This is a genomic window from Caulobacter segnis (assembly GCF_003243465.1).
GTDB lineage: Bacteria > Pseudomonadota > Alphaproteobacteria > Caulobacterales > Caulobacteraceae > Caulobacter > Caulobacter segnis_A.
On sequence record NZ_QFQZ01000010.1, the window covers coordinates 1 to 25,678 of the forward strand.

The 25,678-nt window shown below is 68.2% G+C and carries 23 protein-coding genes, 1 other RNA gene and 1 pseudogene; 16 read left to right on the forward strand and 9 right to left on the reverse strand.

The annotated features are described in order from the left end of the window. Positions 1-58 precede the first annotated feature (58 nt). The 7 genes from DI526_RS05025 (at position 59) to phnX (ending at position 7,627) form a co-directional block, all read left to right on the forward strand. Positions 59-1,456: a TonB-dependent receptor gene (locus DI526_RS05025; protein WP_369691887.1), complete on the forward strand. Its 1,398-nt coding sequence runs from the start codon at positions 59-61 to the stop codon at positions 1,454-1,456. Positions 1,457-1,538: 82 nt separating this feature from the next. Continuing rightward, the gene (locus tag DI526_RS05030; RefSeq protein ID WP_304274858.1) at positions 1,539-2,177 is read left to right on the forward strand and encodes a sulfotransferase family 2 domain-containing protein; all 639 of its coding nucleotides are present in this window, start codon (positions 1,539-1,541) and stop codon (positions 2,175-2,177) included. Then, positions 2,174-2,803, forward strand: a complete 630-nt coding sequence (locus DI526_RS05035; protein ID WP_304274861.1) for an aspartyl/asparaginyl beta-hydroxylase domain-containing protein — start codon at positions 2,174-2,176, stop codon at positions 2,801-2,803. Before DI526_RS05030 ends, DI526_RS05035 begins: the two co-directional genes overlap by 4 nt. Next, the gene (locus DI526_RS05040) at positions 2,800-4,716 is read left to right on the forward strand and encodes a tetratricopeptide repeat-containing sulfotransferase family protein (RefSeq protein ID WP_304274866.1); all 1,917 of its coding nucleotides are present in this window, start codon (positions 2,800-2,802) and stop codon (positions 4,714-4,716) included. Before DI526_RS05035 ends, DI526_RS05040 begins: the two co-directional genes overlap by 4 nt. A gap of 3 nt (positions 4,717-4,719) precedes the next feature. Then, on the forward strand, positions 4,720-5,688 hold the full coding sequence (locus tag DI526_RS05045; RefSeq protein ID WP_304274868.1) for an aspartyl/asparaginyl beta-hydroxylase domain-containing protein: 969 nt from the start codon (positions 4,720-4,722) through the stop codon (positions 5,686-5,688). After that, complete coding sequence (locus DI526_RS05050) at positions 5,685-6,818, forward strand: TIGR03364 family FAD-dependent oxidoreductase (protein ID WP_304274869.1); 1,134 nt, start codon at positions 5,685-5,687, stop codon at positions 6,816-6,818. The genes DI526_RS05045 and DI526_RS05050 overlap by 4 nt, the downstream gene beginning before the upstream one ends. Beyond that, positions 6,815-7,627, forward strand: a complete 813-nt coding sequence (gene phnX / locus DI526_RS05055) for a phosphonoacetaldehyde hydrolase (protein WP_304274871.1) — start codon at positions 6,815-6,817, stop codon at positions 7,625-7,627. The genes DI526_RS05050 and phnX overlap by 4 nt, the downstream gene beginning before the upstream one ends. Here the strand turns inward: phnX and DI526_RS05060 are convergent. Together DI526_RS05060 and DI526_RS05065 are read right to left on the reverse strand one after the other, a co-directional pair. Continuing rightward, the gene (locus DI526_RS05060; RefSeq protein WP_304274874.1) at positions 7,624-8,199 is read right to left on the reverse strand and encodes an HD domain-containing protein; all 576 of its coding nucleotides are present in this window, start codon (positions 8,197-8,199) and stop codon (positions 7,624-7,626) included. The genes phnX and DI526_RS05060 overlap by 4 nt on opposite strands. Before the next feature lie 21 nt (positions 8,200-8,220). Beyond that, complete coding sequence (locus DI526_RS05065; protein WP_304274879.1) at positions 8,221-10,344, reverse strand: phosphocholine-specific phospholipase C; 2,124 nt, start codon at positions 10,342-10,344, stop codon at positions 8,221-8,223. A 173-nt stretch (positions 10,345-10,517) separates the two neighbouring features. Here DI526_RS05065 and DI526_RS05070 point away from each other — a divergent pair, with 173 nt between their 5' ends. Both DI526_RS05070 and DI526_RS05075 read left to right on the forward strand, forming a co-directional pair. After that, positions 10,518-11,237 carry a UTRA domain-containing protein gene (locus tag DI526_RS05070; RefSeq protein ID WP_304274882.1) on the forward strand — a complete coding sequence of 240 codons (720 nt, stop codon included), beginning with the start codon at positions 10,518-10,520 and terminating at the stop codon, positions 11,235-11,237. A gap of 68 nt (positions 11,238-11,305) precedes the next feature. Next, positions 11,306-12,634: a DUF5690 family protein gene (locus DI526_RS05075; protein ID WP_304274884.1), complete on the forward strand. Its 1,329-nt coding sequence runs from the start codon at positions 11,306-11,308 to the stop codon at positions 12,632-12,634. Here DI526_RS05075 and DI526_RS05080 read toward each other — a convergent pair. Both DI526_RS05080 and DI526_RS05085 read right to left on the reverse strand, forming a co-directional pair. After that, positions 12,631-13,506 carry an endonuclease/exonuclease/phosphatase family protein gene (locus DI526_RS05080; protein ID WP_304274886.1) on the reverse strand — a complete coding sequence of 292 codons (876 nt, stop codon included), beginning with the start codon at positions 13,504-13,506 and terminating at the stop codon, positions 12,631-12,633. The genes DI526_RS05075 and DI526_RS05080 overlap by 4 nt on opposite strands. 9 nt (positions 13,507-13,515) lie before the next feature. Beyond that, positions 13,516-14,277 carry a DeoR/GlpR family DNA-binding transcription regulator gene (locus tag DI526_RS05085; RefSeq protein ID WP_304274889.1) on the reverse strand — a complete coding sequence of 254 codons (762 nt, stop codon included), beginning with the start codon at positions 14,275-14,277 and terminating at the stop codon, positions 13,516-13,518. A gap of 177 nt (positions 14,278-14,454) precedes the next feature. Between DI526_RS05085 and DI526_RS05090 the strand changes: the two genes are divergently transcribed. Together DI526_RS05090 and DI526_RS05095 are read left to right on the forward strand one after the other, a co-directional pair. Next, positions 14,455-17,262, forward strand: coding sequence for a TonB-dependent receptor (locus tag DI526_RS05090; RefSeq protein WP_304274891.1), 2,808 nt, complete (start codon positions 14,455-14,457; stop codon positions 17,260-17,262). A 95-nt stretch (positions 17,263-17,357) separates the two neighbouring features. Further along, complete coding sequence (locus tag DI526_RS05095) at positions 17,358-18,572, forward strand: histidine-type phosphatase (RefSeq protein WP_304274893.1); 1,215 nt, start codon at positions 17,358-17,360, stop codon at positions 18,570-18,572. Between the two features lie 90 nt (positions 18,573-18,662). Here the strand turns inward: DI526_RS05095 and fba are convergent, their stop codons facing one another. The 3 genes from fba to gap all read right to left on the reverse strand — a co-directional run bounded on the left by fba (position 18,663) and on the right by gap (position 22,260). Then, on the reverse strand, positions 18,663-19,754 hold the full coding sequence (gene fba / locus DI526_RS05100; protein ID WP_304274895.1) for a class II fructose-bisphosphate aldolase: 1,092 nt from the start codon (positions 19,752-19,754) through the stop codon (positions 18,663-18,665). A gap of 237 nt (positions 19,755-19,991) precedes the next feature. Then, positions 19,992-21,182, reverse strand: coding sequence for a phosphoglycerate kinase (gene pgk / locus DI526_RS05105; RefSeq protein WP_304274898.1), 1,191 nt, complete (start codon positions 21,180-21,182; stop codon positions 19,992-19,994). Between the two features lie 70 nt (positions 21,183-21,252). Continuing rightward, positions 21,253-22,260 (reverse strand): type I glyceraldehyde-3-phosphate dehydrogenase, encoded by a 1,008-nt coding sequence (gene gap / locus DI526_RS05110; RefSeq protein ID WP_304274899.1) that lies wholly within the window; start codon positions 22,258-22,260, stop codon positions 21,253-21,255. 302 nt (positions 22,261-22,562) lie between these two features. Here gap and DI526_RS05115 point away from each other — a divergent pair, with 302 nt between their 5' ends. Both DI526_RS05115 and DI526_RS05120 read left to right on the forward strand, forming a co-directional pair. Further along, a complete protein-coding gene (locus tag DI526_RS05115; RefSeq protein ID WP_304274902.1) occupies positions 22,563-22,937 on the forward strand; it encodes a hypothetical protein in 375 nt (124 codons plus the stop codon). A gap of 3 nt (positions 22,938-22,940) precedes the next feature. Continuing rightward, on the forward strand, positions 22,941-23,267 hold the full coding sequence (locus DI526_RS05120) for a cell division protein ZapA (protein WP_304274904.1): 327 nt from the start codon (positions 22,941-22,943) through the stop codon (positions 23,265-23,267). On the opposite strand, the pseudogene DI526_RS05125 reads toward DI526_RS05120, so the two are convergent. Continuing rightward, positions 23,268-23,528 (reverse strand): annotated as a pseudogene (locus tag DI526_RS05125) (type II toxin-antitoxin system RelE/ParE family toxin); the annotation flags it as partial. Between the two features lie 30 nt (positions 23,529-23,558). Continuing rightward, complete coding sequence (locus tag DI526_RS05130; protein ID WP_304274907.1) at positions 23,559-23,840, reverse strand: type II toxin-antitoxin system ParD family antitoxin; 282 nt, start codon at positions 23,838-23,840, stop codon at positions 23,559-23,561. 117 nt (positions 23,841-23,957) lie between these two features. Here DI526_RS05130 and ssrS point away from each other — a divergent pair. From ssrS to DI526_RS05145, 3 genes are all read left to right on the forward strand, one after another. Beyond that, positions 23,958-24,122: non-coding RNA, 6S RNA (gene ssrS, locus DI526_RS05135), on the forward strand. Positions 24,123-24,147: 25 nt separating this feature from the next. After that, complete coding sequence (locus tag DI526_RS05140; RefSeq protein WP_304274910.1) at positions 24,148-24,747, forward strand: 5-formyltetrahydrofolate cyclo-ligase; 600 nt, start codon at positions 24,148-24,150, stop codon at positions 24,745-24,747. Positions 24,748-24,777: 30 nt separating this feature from the next. Beyond that, on the forward strand, positions 24,778-25,611 hold the full coding sequence (locus tag DI526_RS05145; protein ID WP_304274912.1) for a YmdB family metallophosphoesterase: 834 nt from the start codon (positions 24,778-24,780) through the stop codon (positions 25,609-25,611). The last annotated feature ends 67 nt before the right edge of the window (positions 25,612-25,678 follow it).

The following is a 25,678-nucleotide window of genomic DNA, read 5'->3' on the forward strand; positions in this document are numbered from 1 at the left end:
CCTTCGTCACTTCGACGAGACCAAAACCCTCCTCTAAACGGAACCCTCAATCTGTCTCATGGGCGCTGACGGCGGACACTACGCGCTGGATTCCTTCTATTACCGGGGCTTCAACAACCAGTCGAAGCTGAAGGAAGGCGTTTTGAACGCCAAGTACGAGCTGAACGACGTGTGGACGCTGCGCGCGGGCGTCGCCTACCACAAGTTCACCCAGGGCGGCCGCGACCTGTTCTATGACGACAACGTCAACGGCACCCGCTCGAAGATGCGCGGCAAGTCGGTCGCCGACATCACCAGCGTGTTCAGCAACGAGTTCGGCTCGTGGCTGGTCGGGGACTACGAGAAGACCTTCGCCAAGTACAACGAGTACCACCGCTTCGGCCCCAACAAGGATGGCACGGGCGGCGCGCTTCAGGACATCGAGAACGTCTACGAGACTTCGGAAAAGACGGTGTCCGAGTATGTGCAGGCGGACTGGGACAGCCAGCTGATGGGCAAGCGGTTCCGCGGCAATATCGGCCTGCGCGGCTATCAGACCGATACGCACGGCGCCGGCTGGATCCAGGGCGACAGCTACGCCTATCTGGGCACCACCGATGTGAAGGGCAGCTATTCCGGCGTCCTGCCGGCCCTGAACACCGTGGTGGAGCTGACGCCTGAAATCCAAGTGCGCTTCGCCGCCACCCAGAACCTGAACCGTCCGAGCCTGGGCTCGATGGCGGCCAAGGGCAGCGCGTTCCAGTCCGACAGCGGCGACATCACCGCCTCGCGCGGCAATCCCAACCTGAAGCCCTTCAAGGACACCACCCTGGACATCGCGGCCGAATACTACTTCGGCCAGGACGGCATGCTGTCGGCCAGCGTGTTCCACAAGAGCATCAAGAACTTCATCGGCAGCCAGACGCTGGAGAACATTCCGTTCAGCCAGACGGGCGTGCCCTACACGACGATCCCGGGCGCCACGGCCAACTCGATCGTCAAAGAGTTCGACATGCCGATCAACGTCGCCGGCACGAAGGACCTGACCGGCGTCGAACTGGCGGCGCAAGGCCAGTTCTCGTTCCTGCCCGCGCCGTTCGACAAGCTGGGCGCGGTCGTTAACTACACCTATGTGGACGCCGACGAGGCGCTCACCGGGATCTCGAACACCAGCTACAACGCCACGCTCTATTACGAGACCGACCAGTGGGGTCTGCGGGGCTCCATGAGCCACCGCAACAAGTGGTTCAGCGGCCACAGCGACAACCCGATGAGCGCCAGCACGCGCGGGTTCCAGGGATCGACCTATGTCGACGCCTCGGCCTTCTACAACGTCTCGAGCGCGCTGCAGGTGACGCTGAACGCGATCAACCTGACGAACCAGAAGGACACCCAGTTCTGGGGTCAGAACGAGTATCTCTACAACCAGACCCAGAGCGGTACGACCTACATGGTCGGCCTCCGCTACAAGTTCTAGGACGACTGGACTTTATTGATATCGCGCCCCGACCCGCCCTCCCCGGCGGGAAGGGGCGCCCCTCTTCTGCGTGGGCTCCAACGTGATCGTCTCCCATCGCCACCGCTTCATCTTCGCCGCCGTGCCCAAGACTGGCACCCATGCGGTGCGCCAGGCCTTGCGCGAGCGGATGGGGGAAGAGGACGTCGAGCAGGTCGGTCTGTTCGTCAACAAGCGCTTCCCGTGGAGCGACCTGGCGGCGATCCAGCACGGCCACCTGTCGCTGCGCCAGGTGCGGCCATACCTGGGCGAAGAGGCCTTCGCCGCCTATTTCAAGTTCGCGTTCGTGCGCAATCCGTTCGACCGCTTCGTCTCCTACTGCGCCTTCATGCTCCGCGGCGGCGACGTCTTCCAGCGCCAGCCCCGGGAGGCGATGCGCCACTTCCTGTTCGTGGATCCGCCCGAGGGCCACATCCTGTTTCAGCCCCAGGCCTGGCTGCTGGTCGATGACGACGGCGAGACCCTGCTGGCCGACCAGATCGGCCGGGTCGAGGACATGCAGGGCTCGTATGACGCGATCTGCGCGCGCATCGGCATCGCCCCGCGTCCGCTGGACCGGGTCAACAGCACCGCGCACGCGGACTATCGCGACTATTACGACCAGGCCCTGATCGACGGCGTCGCCGCGCGCTACGCCCAGGACCTGGAGCTCTTCGGCTACGACTTCGAGGGGGCGCGATGAGCCCCGCGCGGTCCGAGCTGACGCCAAATCCTCGCAAGACCCGAGCGGTCCGTCGGCTCGGTACTGTCGATATCGCCGCCCTGCGCGCCGCCGTCCTGGCGATCCCGGAGCCGGTTTGGGCCGCGGAGAACGCCGCCAAGCCCAACCGGTTCGAGGTGCTGGACGCGACGCGGCACATCGTCTTTCGCTTCGTCGACAGCCCGCGCGACTGGCGCGGCTCGCACGACCGCCCCGCCTGGGCGTCGTGGCGCCGCCGTTTGGAACCGGTGCTCGCCCAAGCGGTTGCCGACTACGGCTACGCGCGAGGTGTCTTTCCCCGGGTGATGCTGGCCAGGATGCCGGCGGGCGGGGTGATCCACCCGCATATCGACGCCAATCCGGCCGCCAAGTGGCCGCATAAGATCCACGTGCCGCTGACGACCAATCCCGGCGTGGTGTCGTTCTTCGGCGGGACCGAGCATCACTTCCCCGTCGGCGAGGCGGTGGAGGTCGACAATCTTGGCCCCCACTGGGTGCGCAACGACGGAGAGACCGATCGTATTCACCTGATCTTCGAGTACTACGACGCCGACCAGCCCGATCCCGACTGGCTCGCGCCGTTCCTGAGCGCGAGCGCCGCGCCGTGATCTCGCCGCGGGACCTGGAGGCGCGCGAGGCGACGTTGCGCCAGGCGCGTGCGCTGCGGGAGCAACGGCGGGTCGCCGAGGCCCTGGCGATGCTTGACTATCTGTATACGGAATATCCGCGTTTCAGCCGTCTCCACCAGGAGCGTGGACACTGCCTGGTAGCCCAGGGCGATGGCGCCGGAGCGATCGTCGCCCTGCGCGAAGCTGTCCGCCTGAACCCGGCGCTGCCGGCCAGCTGGGACATGCTTGAGCAACTGCATCGCCTGGCCGGAGACCTGGCGGAGGCCGGCGTCGCGGCCCAGCGCCTGGCCGCGCTGAAGCAACTGCCGCCTCCAATCGTCATGGCCCAGAGCCTGCTCGCGGACGGCGATCTTGAGCCGGCCGAAGCGGTGCTGACCGATCATCTGCGCGAGACCGGTGAGACCGTCGGGGCCTTGCGCCTGCTGGCCCGCATTCGGCTGGAGCGCGGCGCCCTGGCTGACGCCGAGGCTCTGTTGGCGGCGATCCTCGACGAGGCGCCGGACTATCGTGAGGCGCGCTTCGACTACGCCATGGTCTTGCTCCAAGGGCAGAAGCACCTGCTGGCCCGGCGGCAAGCCGAGCGGCTGCTGGTCGACGCGCCGGACAGCCGCGACCTCCTGAAGCTGTACGGTGCGGCCTGCCTTGGCCTGGGCGACTTCGAGCCGGTGATCGACCTCTATGCGCGCCTGCTGGCGGGACCGTGCGAGTCCGCGGACGAGATCGCCGACCTGCGTCTTTGGCGGGCCAACGCGCTGAAGGCGATGGGACGCGGCGCCGAGGCCATCGCCGACTATCGCGCCGCCTTGTCCGTGCGGCCGGACCACGGCGTCGCCTGGTTCAGCTTGGCCAATCTCAAGACCCATCGTTTCACCGACGACGACGTCGTCCGCATGCGCGCGGCCGAGGCGCGGCCGGGGCTGGCCGACATGGACCGCGTCTATCTGCGCTTCGCCTTGGGAAAGGCGTGCGAGGATCAGGGCGACCACGCGACCTCCTGGGCCTTCTACGCGCGGGGCAACGCGCTGCGGCGCGCCTCGAGCCGCTATCGGCAGGATGTGGCGGAACGCTGCGCCGAGCGTCTGAAACAGACCCTGACGGCGGACGTCTTCACACAACGCCAAGGTTGGGGCTTGGACGATCCGGCGCCGATCTTCGTAGTGGGCCTGCCCCGCTCGGGCTCGACGCTGATCGAGCAGATCCTGGCGTCCCATTCCCAGGTCGAGGGCACGCATGAGCTGACCGAGATCGGCCGCTACGCTGGCGAGCTCTGCGGCTGTGACCCGGACTGCGGCTTGCCGGTCCGTCCTGAGGCGCTGCTGGATCTGACGGCCGGCGAGGCGCGCGCCCTGGGTGATCGCTTCTTGCAGGAGACGCGCGCCTACCGCCGCCTGGGGCGGGCGTTCTTCATCGACAAGATGCCCAACAATTTCTGGCACATCGGGCTGATCCACCTGATTCTGCCGCGTGCGACGATTCTGGATGTGCGGCGCGAGCCGATGGCCTGCGGCTTCAGCAACTTCAAGCAGCTGTTCGGCACGACCCACCAGGAGTTCACCTACAGCCTCGAAGACATCGGCGGCTACTATCGGATCTATCGCGATCTGATGCGCCACTGGGACACCGTGCTGCCCGGACGGGTGCTGCGCGTTCGTTACGAGGACGTGGTCGAGGACCTGGAAGCCGCCACCCGGCGGATGCTCGCGCACGGCGGACTGGCCTTCGAGCCGTCATGCCTGAACTTCCACCAGACCCGTCGCGGCATCCGCACGCCCAGCGCCGAGCAGGTGCGCCAGCCGATCGGCCGCGAGGGTCTTGAGCAATGGAAGCGTTACGAGCCCTGGCTCGCGCCGCTGCGCGCGGCCCTGGGCGATGCGATGACGGAGACGGCCTGACCCATGCGGCTCTCACGCCCCTTCTTCCAGTTGCCCCTGCTGTTCGATGTCACGCGGCTGCAGGCCGAGGTCGCCGCCCTGCCGCCCGAGGCCTGGGTGGCGCATCCGGATCAGGCGCCCGGCAACAGCGCCGTCCGGCTGATCACCCCCGGCGGCGGCGAGACCGACGGCGTTCAAGGCCGCATGGCGCCGACGCCTTGGCTGGAGGCCATGCCGTATCTGAAGCAGGCGCTGGCGGGCTTCGGCGTGGTCTGGAGCCGGTCGCGGCTGATGCGTCTGGCGCCGGGCGCGGGCGTGCCGGAACACGCCGACATCAACTACCATTGGCACACGCGCGTGCGGCTGCATATTCCCGTCCAGACCTGGCCGGAAGTTCGCTTTCACTGCGATGGCGAGGTCGTCCACATGGGCCCGGGCGAGGCCTGGGTGTTCGACAACTGGCGGCGCCACCACGTCGAGAACAAGGCGGGCGGCGAGCGGATTCATCTGGTGGCCGACACGACGGGCACGGCGGCCTTCTGGCGGTTCGTCAACGCTTCGCCGCCGCCGCGCGCCCAATGGCGCAAGGTGGGCTGGGATCCTGCCGCGCGTCATCCGCTGCTGACCGAGGTCAACGATCGGACGGTCATCATGCCGGCGGCCGAGGTCCAGTGGCTGCTCGATGATCTGCGCGAAGAGCTCGCCCTGGCGGTCGATACGCCTGACGTTCGCCAACGCGCCGCGCTGTTCAGCCAGCTTCTCGAGAGCTTCGTCTTCGACTGGCGCCAGCTGTGCGCCTTGCACGGCGTTAATGGTCGCGCGGCGGCTGAATTCCAGCATCTGGCCGGCGCGTTCGGGCAGGCGGCTCGTCCGCTGGCGGAGGGTCTCGTGATGCGCACCAACGGCGCCGGCGCGCTGCTGGTGCTGGACAAGCGCGTGCTGCAGCATCTGGTCGATCTGGACGCGGCGCGCCAAAGGGAAGGTCTGTCTTGAAACAAGGTTTCGACGTCGCCGTCGTCGGCGCGGGCGTCGTGGGGCTGGCCCACGCCCTGGCCGCCGCGCGGCTGGGCAAGCGGGTCGTCGTGGTCGATCGCGACGCCCAGGCCAATGGCGCCTCTGTGCGCAATTTCGGCTTCGTGACCGTCACCGGCCAGGCGCGGGGCGTGGTCTGGAACCACGCGCGCCGCTCGGCGGATGTGTGGCGCGAAGTCGCCGCCGAGGCCGGCGTCGAGGTCCTCCAGCGCGGCCTGACCATGGTCGCACGGCGTCCCGAGGCGAAGACGGTGCTCGACGCCTTTCTACGGACGGAGATGGCCGAAGGCTGCGCCTGGCGCGACGCCGCGGCGCTGGGGGATCGGTTGCCGATGGCCGGGCAGGTCCTCGGCGCGCTGACCAGCAGTGTCGACCTGCGCGTGGAGTCGCGCACCGCCATCCCAGGCCTGGCGGCCTGGCTCGAGGCGGCGCGCGGCGTCACCATCCTGCGCGGGGTGGCCGTGCGCGGCGTCGAGACCGGACGACTGGAGACCTCCGCCGGCGTCATCCAAGCGGACGCCATCGTCGTCTGCCCGGGCGACGATCTGGTCACCCTGTTCCCCGACGCCTTCGCCCGCGCGGGCGTCACGCGCTGCAAGCTGCAGATGCTGCGGCTGGCCGATCCGGGCTGGCGCCTGCCGTCGCCGGTCATGTCCGACCTCGGACTCGTGCGCTATCTGGGCTACGCCGACCTGCCGGAAGCCGGGGCCCTGCGCGCGCGCCTCGAGGTCGAGCAGCCCGCGCATCTGGAGCACGGCGTCCACCTGATCGTCGCCCAGAGCGCCGACGGCTCGCTGGTGGTGGGCGACAGCCATCACTATGCGCCGACGCCCGATCCGTTCGGGCGCGACGACGTCGACGCCCTGATCCTGGACGAGTTCGCCCAGGTGTTCGGCCAGGCGTGGCCACCGGTACTGGAGCGCTGGACCGGGACCTACGCCTCGGCCGCCGGCCATAGCCTGGTCGAGACGCCGATGCCGGAGGTGCGGCTGGTCGTCGTGACCGGCGGGACCGGCGCCTCGACGGCGTTCGGCCTCGCCGAGACGGTGATCGCCGACCTGTTCGACCTGCCGCAAGGAGCCTTCGCGTGACCCAGAGCCCGATCCGCGCCGTGATCTTCGACTGGGCCGGCACCATGGTGGACTTCGGCTGCCGCGCGCCGGTGCTGGCCTTGCAGGCGGTGTTCGCCGAGGCCGGCGTCGAGATCACCGAGGCCGAGGCGCGGCGCGACATGGGCCGCGCCAAGCGCGACCATATCCGGGCTCTGCTGGCGGCCCCGCGCGTCGGTGAGGCGTGGCGCTTGCGCCATGGCCAGGCCGCCGGCGAACACGATGTCGATCGCCTGCACGACGCCGTCGAGCCCCGGATGCGGGCGGCCGCCCGCGACTGCGCCGCCTTGATCCCGGGCGCGGCGTCCCTGGTCGCCGACCTTCGCGCGCGCGGCGTGCGGATCGGGTCTTCGACCGGCTACACCCGCCCGATGATGGCCGACATCCTGGCGCTGGCGGCCGAGCAAGGCTACGCGCCGGACGTCGTGGTCTGCGCCGGCGAGACCCGCGAAGGACGCCCCTCGCCCCTGATGATGTGGAAGGCGCTTGTGGACCTGGGCGCGTGGCCGGCGCGCGCGTGCGTGAAGGTCGACGACGCGGTCGTGGGGATCGCCGAAGGGCGTGAGGCCGGCGCCTGGACCATCGGTCTTTCGGCGTCCGGCAATGGCGTGGGCTTGAGCCAGGAGGCGCTGAGCGACCTGCCGGCCGAGGACCGCGCCGCCCGCGTCGCCGCGTCCGCCCAGGCCCTGGCGAACGCCGACGCGCATTATGTGGTCGAGACGGTCGCCGAGCTGGGCCCGGTGCTGGCCGAGATCGAAGCCCGGATCGCGCGGGGCGAGCGGCCTTCCTAAAGCTTGCCCGCCTGGTCGATCAGGCCGCGCATCAGGTCGCGATAGCTCTCGAAGCTTGCGACCTCGGCTTCCAGGGCCTTGCCGGCCTCGTCGTAGTCGCGGAGCTTTCGCGCCGGGGCGGCGTACGGATTGGCCAGGAAGACCTTGATCTCGTCAGGGCTCATCGGGCCGCCCTGCAGGGCCAGGCTCTGTTGCGAGGCGGGGCTGAGGCGGCTGGCGTAGCCCGGATCCACCGCGACGCGATAGCGCTTGGCGGCCACATGCAGGCGGATCGGTTCGGTCACCTCAGGGCCGAAGCCGCGGGCCAGATAGCCGGCCCCGATCTGCTCGTGGCGCGTGTCGATGCCGCGGTCGGCGGCGTCTTCGCCGATCTTCTGCATCAGGTGGCCGACGTCGTGCAGCAGGGCGGCGACGACCAGGGCGGGCGCAGCGCCGTCCAACTCTGCGTGCAGGGCCGTCTGCAGGGCGTGGTCCATCTGGCTGACGTCCTCGCCATAGTGCAGGTCGCCGAGGCGGGAGAACAGGTCGGTGATCTCGGCCAGGAACGTATCGGCCGGGGTGTTGGCGGTCATGCGATGTCCATCAGAGAGCGGCTACAGGCGCATGCGCCCGATGCCGGGATCGGTGCGGCTGGCCTGGCCGGTTTCGATATGGCCGGCCAGGCGCTGGAGGAAGGCGGGATCGTCCGCGTGGGTCAGGGTCAGGTCGTACCAGTGATCGCTGCCGCGCAGGTCCCAGGCGGCCTCGATCCCACGCGCGGCCTTCAGCGCCAGGGTCTGGCGCGCTTGTCCGTCGGACAGGGGATAGGCCTCGTCCATCTGGGCGATCACCTGTCCGGCCTGCTCGCTGGCCAGCCGCAGCACCAGGCGCGCCCGCGCATCGGGCAGGACCTTGATCGCGGGCTGGGGTCGCGAGGTGTCCCCGGCGAAGCGACGATAGAAGCCATTGGGGCCGTGGACGGTGAGATCGTAGGGGCCTGGAGCGCGGCCGGGGCGGTTCCAATGGCCCGCGGCGTAGGCCTGGCCGGCGGCCAGGGTGAAGCGCCACGGTCCGTCCCGGTCGGTGTTGTCGAACACCTGGAACACGGCCCCGGCGCGACCGGCGTTGACCAGATCGATCCAGACCCGGCCGTCCTTCACCCGCGCGTCGGCCGACAGCAGGTAGGGCAGGGCGCGAGCGCCGCGTTGCGCGCCGTCTTGGGCGGAGGCTGTCTGGATGGCGGGAATTCGCAAGGTCGGGGCGGCCTTGGATCGCGCCACGCGCTTCATGTAGTCGGCCGTCGCCGGCAGCGTCAGGGCCGTCCAATCCTGGTTCGGCGCGGCGAAGTCGAAGGCCGAGGTCAGGTCGCCGCAGACCGTCCGGCGCCAGTCGCTGATGTTCTCTTCGCGCACGCCAAAGCGCCGCTCCAGGAACCGCAGGGTCGAGGTGTGATCGAACACCTCCGAACAGACGAAGCCGCCGCGCGTCCAGGGCGAGACGATGATGGCCGGGACACGGATGCCCAGGCCCAGCGGATGCGCGCCCTTGTTGACCACGTCGGCCTGGCCGTAGTCCTTGCTCTCGCCGGCGACCGACACCGAGCTCCAGCCCTGCTCGGCGGTCAGCGGCGGCATCGGCGGCTGCATGTGGTCGTAGAAGCCGCCAGCCTCGTCGTAGTTGACGATGAACACGGTCTTGGCGAAGACCTCGGGGTGGTCGACCAGCGCCTTGACCAGCTCGGCGCAGACGTGCTCGCCCTTGGAGGGCTCGGCCTGCGGATGTTCCGATAGGTCGGCGGCCGTGACGATCCACGAGACTTGCGGCAGGCGGTCGGCGGCGACATCAGCGCGGAAGGCCTCGACCAGTTGCTCGCCGTCCGATCGGGTGCGATCGGCGCCGGTCTTGTGCTCTGAGACCCACGAGCGCCCGCGGGCGTACAGCGGCGAGTCCTTGGCGCAGGGGCGGAACGGCTTGAAAACCGACAGGATGTTGTCGCCGAAGTTGTCGTACTCCTGATAGACCTTCCAGCTGACCCCCGCGGCCTCCAGGCGCTCGGCATAGGTGGTCCAGTCATAGGGCCCCTTGGCCATGACCTTGTCCTCGGCCATGTCGGCGCTGGGGGTTTCGTCCTCGCCGTAGTTGGTCATCTCCGGATCGCCGCCGACCTTCCCGCCGCCGTTGCAGCCGGTCCAGAGGTGCAGGCGATTGGGGTAGGTCTGGGTCAGGGTCGAGCAGTGGTAGGCGTCGCAGATCGTGAAGGCGCTGGCCAGCGCGTGATAGAAGGGCAGGTCGGAGGCCTTGTAGTAGACCATCCGCTTATGCAGCTCGCCGGAGTGACCCCACTGGTCGTAGCGTCCGCCGTTGACGATGGTGGTCGCCCCCTGGTGGCCCTGCTCTGAGCCGTCGACCGTATAGGCGTTGGTGGCCGAGGCGTCGCCGTGGAACGGGGCGACGAAGCCGTCAGGATGCTCGCGGCTGGGCTGGCGCCAGACCGAGCTTCCCCCCGGCAGGCGCTGCGGCCGCGGATCGCCAAAGCCGCGAACGCCGTTCAACGTGCCGAAATAGTGATCGAACGCGCGGTTCTCCTGCATGAAGATCACCACGTGCTCGACGTCCATGATCGTGCCGGTCCGATGGCGGGCCGGGATGGCCAAGGCGCGGGCGACGGTCGCGGGCAAAAGCCCGGAGGCGGCCCCGGCCGCGGCGGCGCGCAGGAACGAGCGTCGGTCGGTCGCCATGGGCCGTCTCCTCCAGTCCGATTTGGTATAGACCAGATTGAAGCGCTTAATGACGAACCTTTCGTGACACGCTCACGTGGCGCCGCCGGAACCGCTATCGGGTTCCTTGACCCAGGCAGGCCCCCCTCCCATCCTTGCGGCCGGCGGGATTCGACCGCCGGCTAGGTCGTTCGATGCAACAGCCCGACAGTCTCCAGTATATCGGCGTGCGCGACGACATCGCCGCCCGCATCATGGCTGGAGAGTTCAAGCCCGGCGAACGGCTTCCCTCCGAGCGCCAGTTGCAGCTCGGCGGCGGCGTGGCCCGCGGGACGGTGCGGGAGGCCCTTTTCCAGCTCGAGGCCGAGGGGGTCATTTATCGGAAAGAGCGCAGCGGCTGGTATGTCTCGCCGCCGCCGGTGGTCTATGATCCGACCCGCTGGGAAGGCTTCATGTCCTATGTCGAGGCCCAGGGCCGGCGCCCCGAGACCGAGACGCTGAGCAAGGTCGAGATCGCCTGCGACGCGATGCTGTCGCAGATCTTCTCGCGCCCGGTGGGCGCGCCGATGTACTGGATCCACCGCCGCCGCTCGATCGACGGCCGCGCGGTGCTGATCGAGAGCATCATCGTCGATGCGGCCCGCGCCCCCGGCCTGATCGAGCACGACCTGAACGGCTCCCTGACCAGCGTCCTGAAGACGGTCTATGGCGTCGGCGTCGCGCGCAACAAGGTCGACATGCGCCCTTGCGCCCTCACACGCGGCGAGGCCGAGGCCTTGCGCGTCAAGTCCGGTCTGCCGGGGCTGAGCCTTGTGCGCACCTGCTACGACGCGCAGGGCAATGTGGTCGAGTTCGACCGCGAATACTGGCGTCATGACGCCTTGACCGTCAGCGTGGACATCCGCGTCCGCTAGGGCGCAGACCGTCATCGAGCCGACATGTCAGTGGTATAGACCAAGACGCTCCAATGCGGGGCGTTTTCATGATCCTTGGTCCTCGGCGCTGGCTCGAACGCGCCCATCCGCTGGCTTTCGCCCTGTTCGCCGGCCTCGCGGGCTTCTGCGCCTATTTCTCGATGTACGCCTTCCGCAAGCCGTTCGCGGCGGCGACCTTCGGCGTCGTCGAGGGCTGGCATTTCGCGATCGACTACAAGATCGCCCTCGTCCTGGCCCAGGTGATAGGCTACGCGGCGTCGAAGTTCATCGGGGTCAAGGTGATCTCAGAGATCGCCCCCGCGCGGCGGGGCGGCGCCATCCTGGGCCTGATCGGGGCGTCCTGGCTGGCGCTGCTGGCCTTCGCGGTGGTTCCTGCGCCCTGGAATGTGCTGGCCTTGTTCCTGAACGGCCTGCCGCTGGGCATGATCTGGGGGCTGGTCTTCGGCTACATGGAGGGCCGGCGCACCTCCGAGGTGCTGGGCGCCATCCTGTGCGCGAGCTTCATCCTGTCGTCCGGCGTGGTGAAGTCCGTCGGCAAGTGGCTGATGAGCGATCTCCACGTCTCGGCCTTCTGGATGCCGGCCGCGACGGGCGCGGTGTTCATGCCGCTGCTGGCGGTGTCGGTTTGGGCGCTGACCCAGCTTCCGCCGCCCAGCGCCGAGGACGAGGCCGCCCGCGTCCGTCGGCTCCCGATGAACGGCGCCCAGCGCCGCGCGTTCCTGGCGGCCTATGCGCCGGGCATCGCCCTGCTGGTGCTTTCCTACGTCCTGCTGACGGCGCTGCGGGACTTCCGCGACAACTTCGCCGCCGAGATCTGGACCGCCCTGGGCTTTGGCGAGGCGTCGGACGTCTTCACCGCCAGCGAACTGCCGGTCGCGGTGATCGCCTTGGCCGTTCTCGGCGCGGTGATGCTGGTGCGGGACAACCTGAGGGCGCTTCTGGTCATGCACGGCGTCATCCTGGCGGGCTTCGTCATGCTGGGCCTGTCGACCCTGGCCTTCCAGGCCCACATGCTCTCGCCGCTGGCCTGGATGATCCTGACAGGCGCGGGCCTCTACATGGCCTACACGCCGTTCAACGCCATGCTGTTCGACCGGATGGTCGCCTATAGCGGGCAGGTCGGAACGGCCGGTTTCCTGATCTATGTCGCGGACGCGTCCGGCTATCTGGGCAGCGTCGCGCTGCTGATCTGGCGCAACCTGGCCATGGTCGCCCTCGACTGGCTCGGTTTCTTCGTCGCCAGCATCTACGCCACCAGCCTGGTGGGCGCGGCGTGCACGATCCTGGCGGGCCTGTACTTCCTGCGTCGCCGGCCGGCCTTGAGCGGTCGGGTCGAGGCTCGGGCGCCGCACGGCGCGCTTGAGGGCGGCCGCTAGGGCCGGCGTCGCTTCCCGGCGAAGGGCAAGGCGATCTCGGCGATCACGGGGAAATGGTCGGAGATCGCCAGGCCGCTGTCCGTATCGGTCAAGGTCGCGAAGCGCCGAACGGTTAGGGCGCGATCGACGAAGATGTGGTCGATCGGCCCCGACGGCGCGGCCCCCGGTGCGAAGTCGTTGAACGTGCCTTCTGGACCGAAGACCACCGGGCTCGCCAGGCGCGCATCCTTGAGCGGCGTCGTCTTGTCGGTCAGCGCCAGATAGGGCTCTTCGCCGGGTTTGCTGTTGAAGTCGCCCAGCACGACCAGCCGCGCTCCAGGCCATGGGGCCTGATCGCGGATCTGCTCGGCGCACAGCTTTCGCGAGACGGCCCCCACGTGGTCGAGGTGCGCGTTGCGAACGTCGAGCAGGGCGCCGCTGGCGCGATCGCGCAGCACGAGCCGGGTATAGGTTCGGGGTAGCGCCGCGTCATACGCTTTGCCGGGGCGGTCGGGCGTTGGCGAGCACCACTGGGTCTGGGCCAGCAGCCGCTCGAACCGCGCGGCGCGGTAGAAGATCGTCGTGCTCTCGCCGCGCGGGCCGCCGTCGTCGCGGCCGACGCCGTAGTGGGCGTAACCCGGCAGCGCTTCGGCGAGATCGGCGACCATCGGCAAGAGCGCTTCCTGGAGGCCCAGGATGTCCGGCGCGAAGAAGGCGATCTGGCGCGCCATCGGCCCGCGACGCGCGCGCCAGTCGGGCCGGTCGTCGGGATTGTCGTAGCGAATGTTGTAGCTCATCACCCACAGCGACGGCGGCGCGGCGCGCGCGGCGACCGGAAGGGCGGCGGCTGCGACGGTGAGGACCAGGGCGAGTTTCAGGGTTTTGCGAAGCATGAACGCGTCCTAGGGCGCGACGACGACGGTCGCGTGACGGAAGGCCTCGGCGAAGGGCGCGTCCAGCGGCTTGTCGGTCACCAGGATGTCGACCTCCTCGGGCGATGCGGTTTGGATCAGTCCCAGGCGGCCGAACTTGCTGTGGTCGGCAGCCAGCAGTACGCGATCGGCGCGCTCGTAGATGATCCGGCTCACGGCCGCCTCGCGGGCGTGCCGGTCGGTCAGGCCATGGACGGCGTGGACGCCGCCCACCGTCAGTATGGCCAGGTGTGGCGTGAACTGCGCCACATAGGCCTGGGCCACGTGGTCGCAGAACGCCTTGTAGTCGTAGTCGAGCTCGCCGCCGGCCAGGAACAGGCTGTTGCCGTCACGGCCTCCCAGGGTCTGGGCCACGACCAGAGAGTTGGTGATCACCTTCAGTTCCCGGCGCACCCCGGCCAGCGCCCGCGCCACGTAGCAGGCGGTGGTGCCGGCGTCGATGAACAGGGTGTCGCCGTCGCGCACGAAGGGCGCGGTGGCCGCGGCGATCCGGGTTTTCTCCGACAGATGCTCCTGCATGCGCCGGTCGTGGGGGCCTTCGCTGGACACCGCCGCCAGCTGGACCGCGCCGTGCGTCCACACCACCGCGCCGCGTGCTTCGAGCACGCGCAGCTCGCGGCGGATCGTCTCCTCGGAGACTTCCAGCTCCTGGGCCAGGCCGCCGATGGCGCGGCTTTCCCCCGGCTTGAGCTTGCGGAGTATCTCGCGCTGGCGGTCCTGGCGCTTGAGCATGGCCGCTTCCTCTTTCCGCCCCATCCGATTGTTGTGGGAATTCTGAAGGAGTGGTGCGGATTTGTCGATAAAGACGTGCGCGTCGCGACAAATCGCGCAGAAATGTCACGCCCCTGTCTCAACGACCTCGTATGAGCCGCGCCGTCGCGAACAGCGAACCAAGTCAGGGGTGTGGTGATGAAAGAGTGGAACGGCGAAGGCGCCAAGCGGCCGCGCGCGCGCGCGGGCAAGTCGATCAAGGCGGCCCTGCTAGCCGGGGTGTTCGGCCTGGCCTGGGCGAGCGGCGTCCAGGCCGACACGGTGGCGGCCGCGGCTGAACCGTCCGACACCATCGACTCCCTGGTGATCGTCGCCAAGCGCAACGACGCGGCCAAGACCCAGATGCGCGCGGCCAACGCCATCGCGGTCCTCTCGGCCGAGGACCTGGAGCACACCGCCGTTCACAACGTCGCCGAAGCCCTGGGCATGATGCCCAGCGTCAACGTGATGAACACCGGCTCTTCGTTCTTCGGCGGCATCGACGGGGCCTCGCGCGGCGAAGGCATGTTTGTCTCGATCCGCGGCCTGAACGCCGAGTTCAACGTCAACATGATCAATGGCGTGACCGTGGCCCAGGGCATGCCCTACAGCCGCCAGGTCCAGCTTAGCCTGCTGCCGCCGTCGGGTCTGCACACCATCGTGCTGAACAAGACCTCGACCGCCGATATGGACGGCGACGCCATCGGCGGCACGGTCGACTTCCGCACGCCCTCGGCCTTCGATTACCGCGAAGACTTCTCCGGCGCGATCACCGCCTCGGGCCGTGTCGAGAGCCGCGCGCGCGACTACGGCGACAAGGGCCTGGGCGGCGGCGTGTCGGGCGAACTGGCCAAGAAGTTCGGCCCCGAACAGAGCTTCGGCGTCTACGCCAGCGCCTTCTACGACAAGCGCAACTACGCCAACAGCGAGATGGCCGGCGTGATGGCCGCCCAGAACGACGGCGGCTGGAGCTATCTGGTCCGCAACGCCGACGGCGTCAGCTATCCGGGTCTGGATCCCGAGAAGAACATCACCCAGACGGGCGTGAACTTCGGCGTCTCGAACGGCTACACCGAGCGTTGGGGTGGCAACTTCACCCTGAACTGGCGCCCGGACACCACGCTGGACGCCTATCTGCGCGGCTCCTACGCCAAGGCCAAGACCCAGCAGAACTCGACGCTCAGCCAGTTCGTCAGCACCAGCAAGAGCTACAAGGAAACCGTCGCCGGCAGCGGTCGCTACGCGCTGAGCGTCGACGCGATCTCGACCCGCGTCTGGTACGAGACCAATCCGGAGGAGGCGGACCTCGCCACCCTGCAGGCCGGCTTCGACAAGACGCTGGGCGACTGGACCCTGTCGCCGCAGGTCTTCTTCAGCGAAGGCAACAACGACCGCCCGAACCACATCGAGGCCTCCGCGCGCATCAACCAGAGCGACAACTACAACAAGGGCTCCAACCGTCCTCTGGGCGGTCTGTCGATCGGCTATGCCGACAACCTGCCCTATCCGCTGTTCACCAGCACGATCTATGACGACCTGAACAACGCCAACACCGCCCTTCTGGCTCGCCGCGCCGGTCAGTTGACCGAGCAGTTCAGCGGCCAGCAGAAGTACGGCTTCAAGTTCGACGCCAAGCGTGTCTACGAAGGCCGCGCCCTGCAGTGGATCAAGCTGGGCGGCAAGTATGTCGACAGCCACCGCCGCGTGACCAACCGCGACTGGACCAACGACCACTTCGCCAACCTGATCGGCCAGGGCGGCCTCACCTGGCAGAGCCTGGGCCTGGCCACCAGCTACTACGACGAGGTGTTCCCCGGCCAGTACAAGTGGCGCGTTCCGAAGGTGAACCAGGAAAAGCTGTTCGAGTACTTCTACAAGTACAAGACCGACGCCTCGTTCGACACCTGCGGCTCGAACGCCGTCAACAACTTCAACTGCAACACCCAGAAGGGTGACGAGGCCGTGGCTTCGGTCTACGCCGCCGCCGACTACCAGTTCGGGGACGTCGAGGTGCAGCCTGGCCTGCGCTACGAGCACACCAAGATCGACAACCTCTACTGGGTGATCCCGACCGACAAGGGCAAGGAGCTGACGGGGAACTGGAGCACGAGCAGCACCGAGTACAACGAGGTTCTGCCCAGCGTATTCGTGACCTGGCGCCCCAGCGACGCGGCCGTCTATCGCGGCTCGGTGTGGACCTCGTACACCCGCCCGGCCTTCATCCAGCTGGCGGGCGGCGAGCGCCGCCAGACCGGCGACGACGGCAACGTCTCGATCACCCGCGGTAATCCGAACCTGAAGCCGATCAAGGCGATCAATCTCGACCTGTCGGGCGAGTGGAGCAACGACAAGGGCGGCTACGCCATGCTGGGCGGCTTCTACAAGCGCCTGTCGGACTACATGTACGACAACGGCTCCAGCTCGGTGAACAGCGACACCTTCGCCGAGGGCAAGACCACGATCAGCCAGCCGAACAACGGGGGCAGCGGCGACGTCTACGGCGCGGAAATGCAACTGCGCCAGAAGTTCGCGGACCTGCCGGGCCTGCTCAGCGGTCTCGGCGTCGGCGTCAACGTCACGCGCCAGTGGACCAGCGTCGACCTGGGCAAGGGCGTCGAGAAGCGCATCCAGAATGCGCCCGACTGGCTGGCCAACGCCCAGCTCTTCTACCAGAAGGGCGGCTTCAGCTTCGACGTGATGTACCGCTATACCGGCGCTTACGTGGCCGGATATGACGCGTTGGGTACGGCCGCCGTCGGCTGGGACGACCTCTGGGTTCGCCCGATGCGCCGCGTCGACCTGCACGCCGGCTATGCGTTCGACAACGGCTTCAAGCTCGACCTGTCGGTGTCCAACCTGCTGAAGAACTACAGCTATTGGTCGCATATCGGCAAGGACAGCCTGGCCCTTTCGGACGTCGTCGACTCCGGCCGGACCACGCTGCTGACGCTGAAGAAGAGCTTCTAAGGCGCTTTCATCCCGGCGCTGCGAAGCGGCGATGCGCGCCTCCATGCGGAGGGGCGCATCGTTTCGTTCGCGGGCCGCCCAAGAGGAACAGAACGGTGTCCCGTTCCAGAACGCCGCGCCGCCTGGCGCAAGTCCTGATCGCCTGCGCCCTCGTGGCCGTGACCAGCGCTTCGGCGGCCGCCGCGACGCGCGTGGACCGCGTCGTCGTCGTCATGCGACACGGGATTCGCGCCCCGATCGTCGGCGAGGCGCCCGAGGGCACGCGGACCGGTGACCCCTGGCCGAGCTGGCCCGTTCCGGCCGAGCATCTGACGCCGCATGGCGCGCGGGCGCTCGAGGTGCTGGGCCGCTCGGACCGCGCGTGGTTCGCCAAGCTCGGCGTCCTGCCGGCGCAGGGCTGCCCCGCGTCCGGACAGGTCAGGATCTGGACCAACACCGCCGAGCGCACGATCGCCAGCGGTGAGGCCTTCGCCGAGGGGCTGGCGCCCGGCTGCGGCCTGCCCGTGGGCCACCTCGCGGCGAGCGAGGTCGATCCGTTGTTCGAGCCGCTGCGCGCCGGCGTCGCGCCCTTCGATCCAGCCGCCGCGATCGCGTCGATCAACGCCCACACCGGCGGGGTCGATCGCTTGGCCGCCCGTCTCAAGCCCCAGCTCGAAGAGCTCGACCGCGTTCTGGGATGCGGCGCGCCCACAGGCTGCCAGCCGGAGCATCCTTCGGGCGTCAAGCCATCCGGCGACGGGCGCGGCGTTGACCTGAGCGGCCCGATCCGCGACGCGTCGGGCACGGCCCAGGTCCTCCTGCTGCAATATGTCGAGGGGCTCTCGCCCAGCCCGCCGCGCTGGCGCGCCGTCGAGCCGGGGGCGCTGAAGCGGCTGGGCGCGCTGCACGCGGCGCTGTTCAACGTCTTCACCCGGCCGCCCTACATGACCGCGCGTCAGGCCGGTCCCCTGGCGCGCCGCGTGCGGGAGGCTCTGGCGGCTCCAACAACGGGCGTCGACGTCTTCGTGGGCCACGACACCAATGTCACCGCCCTGGGCGCGGCGCTGGGCGCCCCGTTGTCGGCCCCGGGCTATGCGACCGGCGATGTCCCGCCCGGCGGCGCGCTGGTCTTCCTTCGCTTGGTGGACGATGCGGGGCGTCGCTGGATCGAGGTCCGCTATCAGACCCAGTCGCCCCAGGCCTTGCGGCGGGCGAGGGACGCGGTGTCGAGACCCGCGATCGCCGTCTGGGGGCGTCGCGTCCTGTCGCTTGACGCCTTCGATCGCCGGCTCTCGGACGCGGTCAGGACGGACGCATCTCCCAGCCGATAAGCCGACAGGCCGTCTACCGGGCCGACGCCCCGATACGAAAAGGCCTCCCGGATCGCTCCGGGAGGCCTTCGATCGCTTCAGGGCGACGCCTTACTCGGCGGCGGCCTTGGTCTGGCGGTCGCCGAACTTGGCGTGCAGCTCGCCCGAGGCGTAGCGCTTGGCCATGGCGGCGGTCGACAGCGGCTTGATCTTGTCGGCCCAGCCGGCCGAGCCGAACTCGGTGAAGCGGGCTTCGCAGACCTTGCGCATGGCTTCCTTGGCCGGCTTCAGATAGGCGCGCGGGTCGAACTCCGCGGGCTTCTCCATCAGCACCTTGCGGATGGCGCCGGTGATGGCCAGGCGGTTGTCGGTGTCGACATTGATCTTGCGCACGCCGTGCTTGATGCCGCGCTGGATTTCCTCGACCGGCACGCCCCAGGTCTGGGGCATCTCGCCGCCGTACTGGTTGATGATGTCCTGCAGCTCCTGCGGCACCGAGCTGGAGCCGTGCATCACCAGGTGCGTGTTGGGCAGGCGCTGGTGGATCTCCTCGATCACGTTCATGGCCAGGACGTCGCCGTCCGGCTTGCGCGTGAACTTGTAGGCGCCGTGGCTGGTGCCCATGGCGATGGCGAGGGCGTCGACGCCGGTGGCGTGGACGAACTCGACCGCCTGGTCCGGATCGGTCAGCAGTTCATCGTGGGACAGCTTGCCTTCGAAGCCGTGGCCGTCCTCGGCCTCGCCCATGCCGGTTTCCAGAGAGCCCAGCACGCCGAGCTCCCCTTCGACCGAGACGCCGCAGCTATGGGCCATCTGGACCACGCGACGGGTGACGTCGACATTGTAATCGTAGGTGGCGGGGGTCTTGGCGTCCTCCATCAGCGAGCCGTCCATCATCACCGAGGTGAAGCCGTACTGGATCGCCGTGGCGCAGGTCGCCGGGCCGTTGCCGTGGTCCTGGTGCATGCAGACCGGGATGTGCGGATAGAGCTCGACGAGACCGTCGATCAGGCGGGCCAGGACGATGTCGCTGGCGTAGCTGCGCGCCCCGCGCGACGCTTGGATGATGACCGGCGAGTTGACGGCGTCGGCCGCCTCCATGATCGCCAGGCCTTGTTCCATGTTGTTGATGTTGAAGGCCGGAAGCGCGTACTCATGCTCGGCGGCATGGTCCAGCAACTGTCGCAACGTGATGCGAGCCACGTAATTCTCTCCTGCAAGCGTGAAGTGGGTGGGTTCGTTTCTTGTTGTTGGGGCTCGGCGCTGAAGCGCTCTTTGCCCGCGTGCTCCCGTGGTTCGTTCGAACCCGAGAACCCGATCTCAGTCTAAAGCACGTCAGGGGCGGGAAAGCCGCACACACGTTCGCCTGACGCGCTGGATACTCAATCTGGCACACACTGAACGCGGATCTGCACGATCCGCGCCAGAATTGTCTTATGCTTAGGCTTCGAGCGCGGCGACGCCCGGGAGCGTCTTGCCCTCCATCCATTCCAGGAACGCGCCACCGGCGGTCGAGACGAACGTCATGTCGGCCGCGACGCCAGCGTGGTTCAGCGCCGCGACAGTATCGCCACCGCCCGCAACCGCAACGAGTTTCCCCGCCTTTGCCCGCTCGGCGACGTGATTTGCCGCCGAAACAGTCGCCTTGTCGAACGGCGGTACTTCGAAGACGCCCAGCGGACCATTCCAGATCAGGGTCTCGCACTGGTCGATCGTGGCGTTCAGCGTGGCGACGGTCTCGGGGCCGGCGTCGAGGATGCGGTCCTCGGGCTTGACGTCGTAGACGTTGCGGACGCTGGAGGCGACGCCGGGCTTGACCTCCTGGGCGACCACCACGTCGGTCGGCAGCAGAAGCTTGCAGCCCGCGCTTCCGGCCAGGTCGATGATCTGGCGCGCGGTCTCGGCCATGTCGGCCTCGCACAGCGAGGCGCCGACGTCGATCTTGGCCGCGTAGAGGAAGGTGTTGGCCATGCCGCCGCCGATGGCCAGGTAGTCCAGCTTGGTCACCAGGTTGCGCAGCAAATCAAGCTTGGTCGAAACCTTGGAGCCGCCGACGATGCCGATGACCGGCTTCTTGGGCTTGCCCAGGGCGGCGTCCAGGGCTTCCAGCTCGCGCTGCATGGCCAGGCCCGGATAGGCCGGCAGCAGCTTGGCCAAGCCTTCGGTCGAGGCGTGGGCGCGGTGGGCGGCGCTGAAGGCGTCGTTGACATAGACGTCGCCATTGGCGGCCAGGGCCTTGGCGAACTCTGGATCGTTCTTCTCTTCGCCGGCGTGGAAGCGGACGTTCTCCAGCAGGGCGACGCCGCCGTTCTCGAGGCCGTTCACCACTTCAGCGGCGGCCGGGCCGACGCAGTCGCTGGCGAAGGCGACCGGCTGCTCCAGAAGCTTGGACAGCGGCTCGGCCACGAAGCCGAGGCTCATCTCCGGCACGACCTTGCCCTTGGGGCGGTCGAAGTGGGCCAGCAGCACCACCTTGGCGCCTTGCTTGGACAGGTAGGCGATGGTCGGCAGCGCCGCGCGCAGGCGGGTGTCGTCGGCGACCTTGCCGCCGTCGACGGGGACGTTGAAGTCCACCCGGACCAGGGCGCGCTTGCCGGCGAGATCGGCGGTGTCGAGGGTGCGGAAGGTCATCGGTCGTCCTGAATATCGAACAAGGAAAACCCCCGCTCCTTGCGGAGCGGGGGCTGGGTATTTCGGTTCCTTACAGGAACTTCGCCATCTCAAGAGCGGTGTCGCTCATGCGCGTCGCGAAGCCCCACTCGTTGTCGTACCACGACAGCACGCGGGCCAGCTTGCCCTCGATGACTTGCGTCTGGGGCAGGGCGGCGGTCGAGCTGGCGGCGATGTGGTTCAGGTCCGACGAGACCAGCGGCTCGGTCGTCGTGGCCAGGACGCCCTTCATCGCGCCGTCGGCGGCGGCCTGCAGGGCGGCGTTGATCTCGGCGATGTTGGTCTCGCGAGCGGCGACGACCTTCAGGTCGATGACCGAGACGTTCGGGGTCGGGACGCGGATCGACGAGCCGTCCAGCTTGCCCTTCAGTTCCGGCAGAACCAGGCCCAGGGCCTTGGCGGCGCCGGTCGAGGTCGGGATCATGCTCAGGGCCGCGGCGCGGGCGCGGTAGAGGTCCTTGTGCATGGTGTCCAGCGTCGGCTGGTCGCCGGTGTAGCTGTGGATCGTGGTCATGTAGCCGCGCTCGATGCCGAACAGGTCGTGCAGGACCTTGGCGACCGGGGCGAGGGCGTTGGTGGTGCACGAGCCGTTCGAGACGACGATGTCGTCGGCGGTCAGGGTCTCGTGGTTGACCTTGTAGACGATGGTCTTGTCGGCGCCGTCGGCCGGGGCCGAGACCAGGACGCGCTTGGCGCCGGCCTTCAGGTGGGCGCTGGCCTTGTCCTTGGCGGTGAAGATGCCGGTGCACTCGAAGGCGATGTCGACGCCCAGGTCCTTGTGCGGCAGCTCTTCAGGGTTCCGGATGGCCGTGACCTTGATCTTGCCCATGCCGACGTCGATCCAGTCCTCGCCCGAGGTGACGACGCCGGGGAAGCGGCCGTGGACGCTGTCGTAGCGCAGCAGGTGGGCGTTGGTCTCGACCGGGCCCAGATCGTTGATGGCGACGACCTCGATGTCGCGACGGCCATGCTCGGCGATGGAGCGCAGGACCAGACGTCCGATGCGGCCGAAGCCGTTGATGGCGACGCGAACAGCCATGGGTCTTTCTCCTGTTTGGCCGCCGAGCGGGATCGATCGGCGTTCCCTATTTTCGCAGCGCGTTTTGCGGCCTGGGGGCGCGAAGTCAAGTCCGCGGACGCGCGATTTGACGCCTCCTACGCCAAAAAGCGCGGTCTCCGGAAGCGGCGACATCCCCAAGGAAACAGGCTTTCGTCCGCATGCGGCGCGGACAAGCAGCGGCGAATGCTGCTATGCACGTCGATGTCGCCCAAATGTCGCCGCGCCCGGCTGGCTTAGAGGGCGTCGATCTGTATGTTGCGTTGCATGATGGAAATCCGCCGATGATCCCGGCCGACGGTACGGCCCTCGACCTCGCCGTGCGCCGCCTGGAGCGCGCGGTGAGCCAGCTCGAGCACCGCCTGGCGGCCAAGGCCGCCGACGCCAAGCGCGCGCTCGCCGCCGCGACCGCCGCCGGCGCTGGAAGCGCCGTCGCGCCTGGCCTGTTCGACGACAACGAGAAGGCTCAGCTGGTCGCCGACCTGGAGGCCGCCCGCGAGCGTGAGAAGGCGCTGGAGGAAGCCGGCGAGCAGGCCTCGGTCGCCCTCGGCCGCGCCATCGCAGAGATCCGCGCCGCGCTGGGCGAGGACGGCGTCGCCAACGACCTGCACGCGCCGACCGACGACGATGACCTGTTCGAAGACTCCGAGGAGGCCTGACCCATGGCCCAGGTGACGATCCAGGTGAACGGCCGGCCCTACATCGTCGGCTGCGAGGACGGGCAGGAGCCGCACCTGACCGAGCTCGCCCGCCTGTTCGACCGCCAGGTGCGCCAGGTCAGCGCCGATGTCGGCCAACTGGGCGAGACGCGGCTCTTCCTGATGGGCGCCCTGCTGCTGGCCGACGAGCTGTCGGACATGAAGCTGCGCCTGGCCCACGCCCAGAGCGAGATCGCCCGCCTGAACCAGGAAGGCACCAAGGCCGAGATCGCCGCCATCCGCGCCCTAGACGCCGCCGCCGAGAAGATCGAGAAACTCGCGGCGGATTGATCAGCCGTCCACCTCGATCACGCGTCCGCCGTGGAAGATCCTGTCGATGATCACGGCGCTTGGCGTGACGTGGAAGGCGATCTCGGTGCGTCGCTCGAACCCGACAAGCCTGAGGCCCGGACGTATGTCGTCTCGGCGCGAGCCTTGTTCCGGAAAGTCCGCCAGGGTCATGCAGCGCCCCTCTAGCCGCTCGATATAGGCGAGGGCGGCGATGGGCGCTCCGCGTTCGAAGATGTATCGGTGAAGCTCGAAAAGATCGTCGCGCGCTTCCGGAAAAGACGACCTTTCGCATCAAGGCTTGGTCTTCAGCCGCTGGGCATGATGCGCGCGGATCGAGGCGAACACCTCCGCGGCGTCGATCGCTCGGTTTGGATCGTCCAGCATGGCGTCATAGACGGGCGCGACGTCTTCTCGCAGCCAGCGCTCGACCGCGACGTCGCGCTCCTGTAGCGCCCGGACACCGGCCCGAACGACTTCACTTGCGGAAGCATAGGTTCCGGCCGCGACCAGCTCGTCGATGTATCGAGATTGCTCGGCGGGCAGGCTGACGGTTCGCTTGCTGACGACGGTCATGAGGCGTCCTCTTCTCTAAAGGAGCCTAATATGCGGTGTGAAGCTTGCATACCGTCTTGTCGCGACAAGGCGCCGCTGGCGTTTCCAGGGTCGAGCGCCTATCTATGTCTCCGGCGGGTCTTGCTGCGGTTCGCGTCGGGGACTTCACATCCCGGGGACCTTAATCGACTCTCTTGGGAGCTGTGCCTTTCCGTGGCCGTGGCTGCGGAAATACGGCGCCCACCTGGCATGCCAGGTCCGAGTGGATTGAAACTGTCGCCCACGGTTCTTCGCGGCGCCGCCACCCTTTTCCTTCTATAAGCGGCGCATGACCATCGCCGACCCCGTCGCGGCCAAGACGGCGCTGCGCATCTTCCTGCGCAATCAGCGCAAGCAGCTGGCCCGCGAGCATCCGCAGGCCGACTGGATGATCGCCGAGGTGGGCCGCGAGCCCTTGGCCCGGCTGTTTCCTGATCCCGCCGGCAAGGTGGCGGCGCTCTATCACGGTCTCGGCTCGGAGCTGTCGCCGCTGCTGCTTGGCGACGCGCTGTGCGAGATGGGCTGGACGCTTGCCTTGCCGTCGGTGGTCGACTCCGACGCGCACCGGATGGTGTTCCGCGCCTGGACGCCGGGCGAGCCCCTGGTCCACGACAAGATCGGCCTGCGCGCGCCCAGCGCCAGACACCCGATCGTGGAGCCCGATCTCGTCATAACGCCGCTGCTGGCCTTCCAGCGCGATGGCGTGCGGCTCGGGCAGGGCGGCGGCTACTACGATCGGGCGCTGGAGGCCCTGCGCGCCTGCAAGGCGGTCTTCGTGCTCGGCGTCGGCTACAGCGGTCAGCAGGCGGAGAATTTGCCACACGAGCCGCACGATCAAAGGTTAGACGCCATTCTCACCGAAAAAGAGTATATCGCCGTCAAAGCCTGAGCCCCCGATGGGCTCGATCCATACAGTTTCTTGGGACTTTCGATGCGTTTCGCCTTTTTCGGCGATGTCGTCGGCAAGTCGGGCCGGGACGGCCTGGCCGACCATCTGCCCGACCTTCGCCGCCGGCTCGGCCTGGAGTTCGTGATCATCAACGCCGAGAACGCGGCGGCTGGTTTCGGGATTACCGAGAACACCGCACGCGAGCTGTTCGAGGCCGGGGCCGACTGCCTGACGCTCGGCAACCACAGCTGGGACCAGCGCGAGGCCCTGACCTATATCGTGCGCGAGCCGCGCCTGATCCGTCCGGCCAACTATCCGATCCTGTCGGACGCGCCGGGGCGGGGCAGCCACCTATTCCAGACGGATAGCGGCAAGACGATCTTCGTCGTCAACCTTTTGGGCCGTGTCCACATGGACGCCATGGACGACCCGTTCGCCGCCGCCGACCGCGAGCTGGACAAGGCGCCGCTGGGCCAGGTGGCCGACGCGGTGATCGTCGACATGCATTGCGAGGCCACGTCCGAGAAGATGGCCATGGGTCACTATTGCGACGGCCGCGCCTCGCTGGTGGTGGGCACCCACACCCACGTCCCGACGGCGGACTGCCAGATCCTGCCTGGCGGCACGGCCTATCAGACCGACGCCGGCGCCTGCGCCGATTACGACAGCGTGATCGGCAACCAGAAGGAAGAGCCGCTGCGGCGCTTCACCACCAAGATCAGCGGCGGCCGCTACCAGCCGGCCAGCGGTCCGGCGACGGTCTGCGGCGTCTTCGTCGAGACCGACGACCGCACGGGCCTGGCCACGCGTGTCGAGCCGATCCGGGTGGGCGGGCGGCTGAAGCAGACGGTGCCGGACGTCTAGCGACACGAATATCCAATAAGGCTCAGCTTGCGGCTGTCATGGTTCGGGTCTCACATGAGATCCTTGA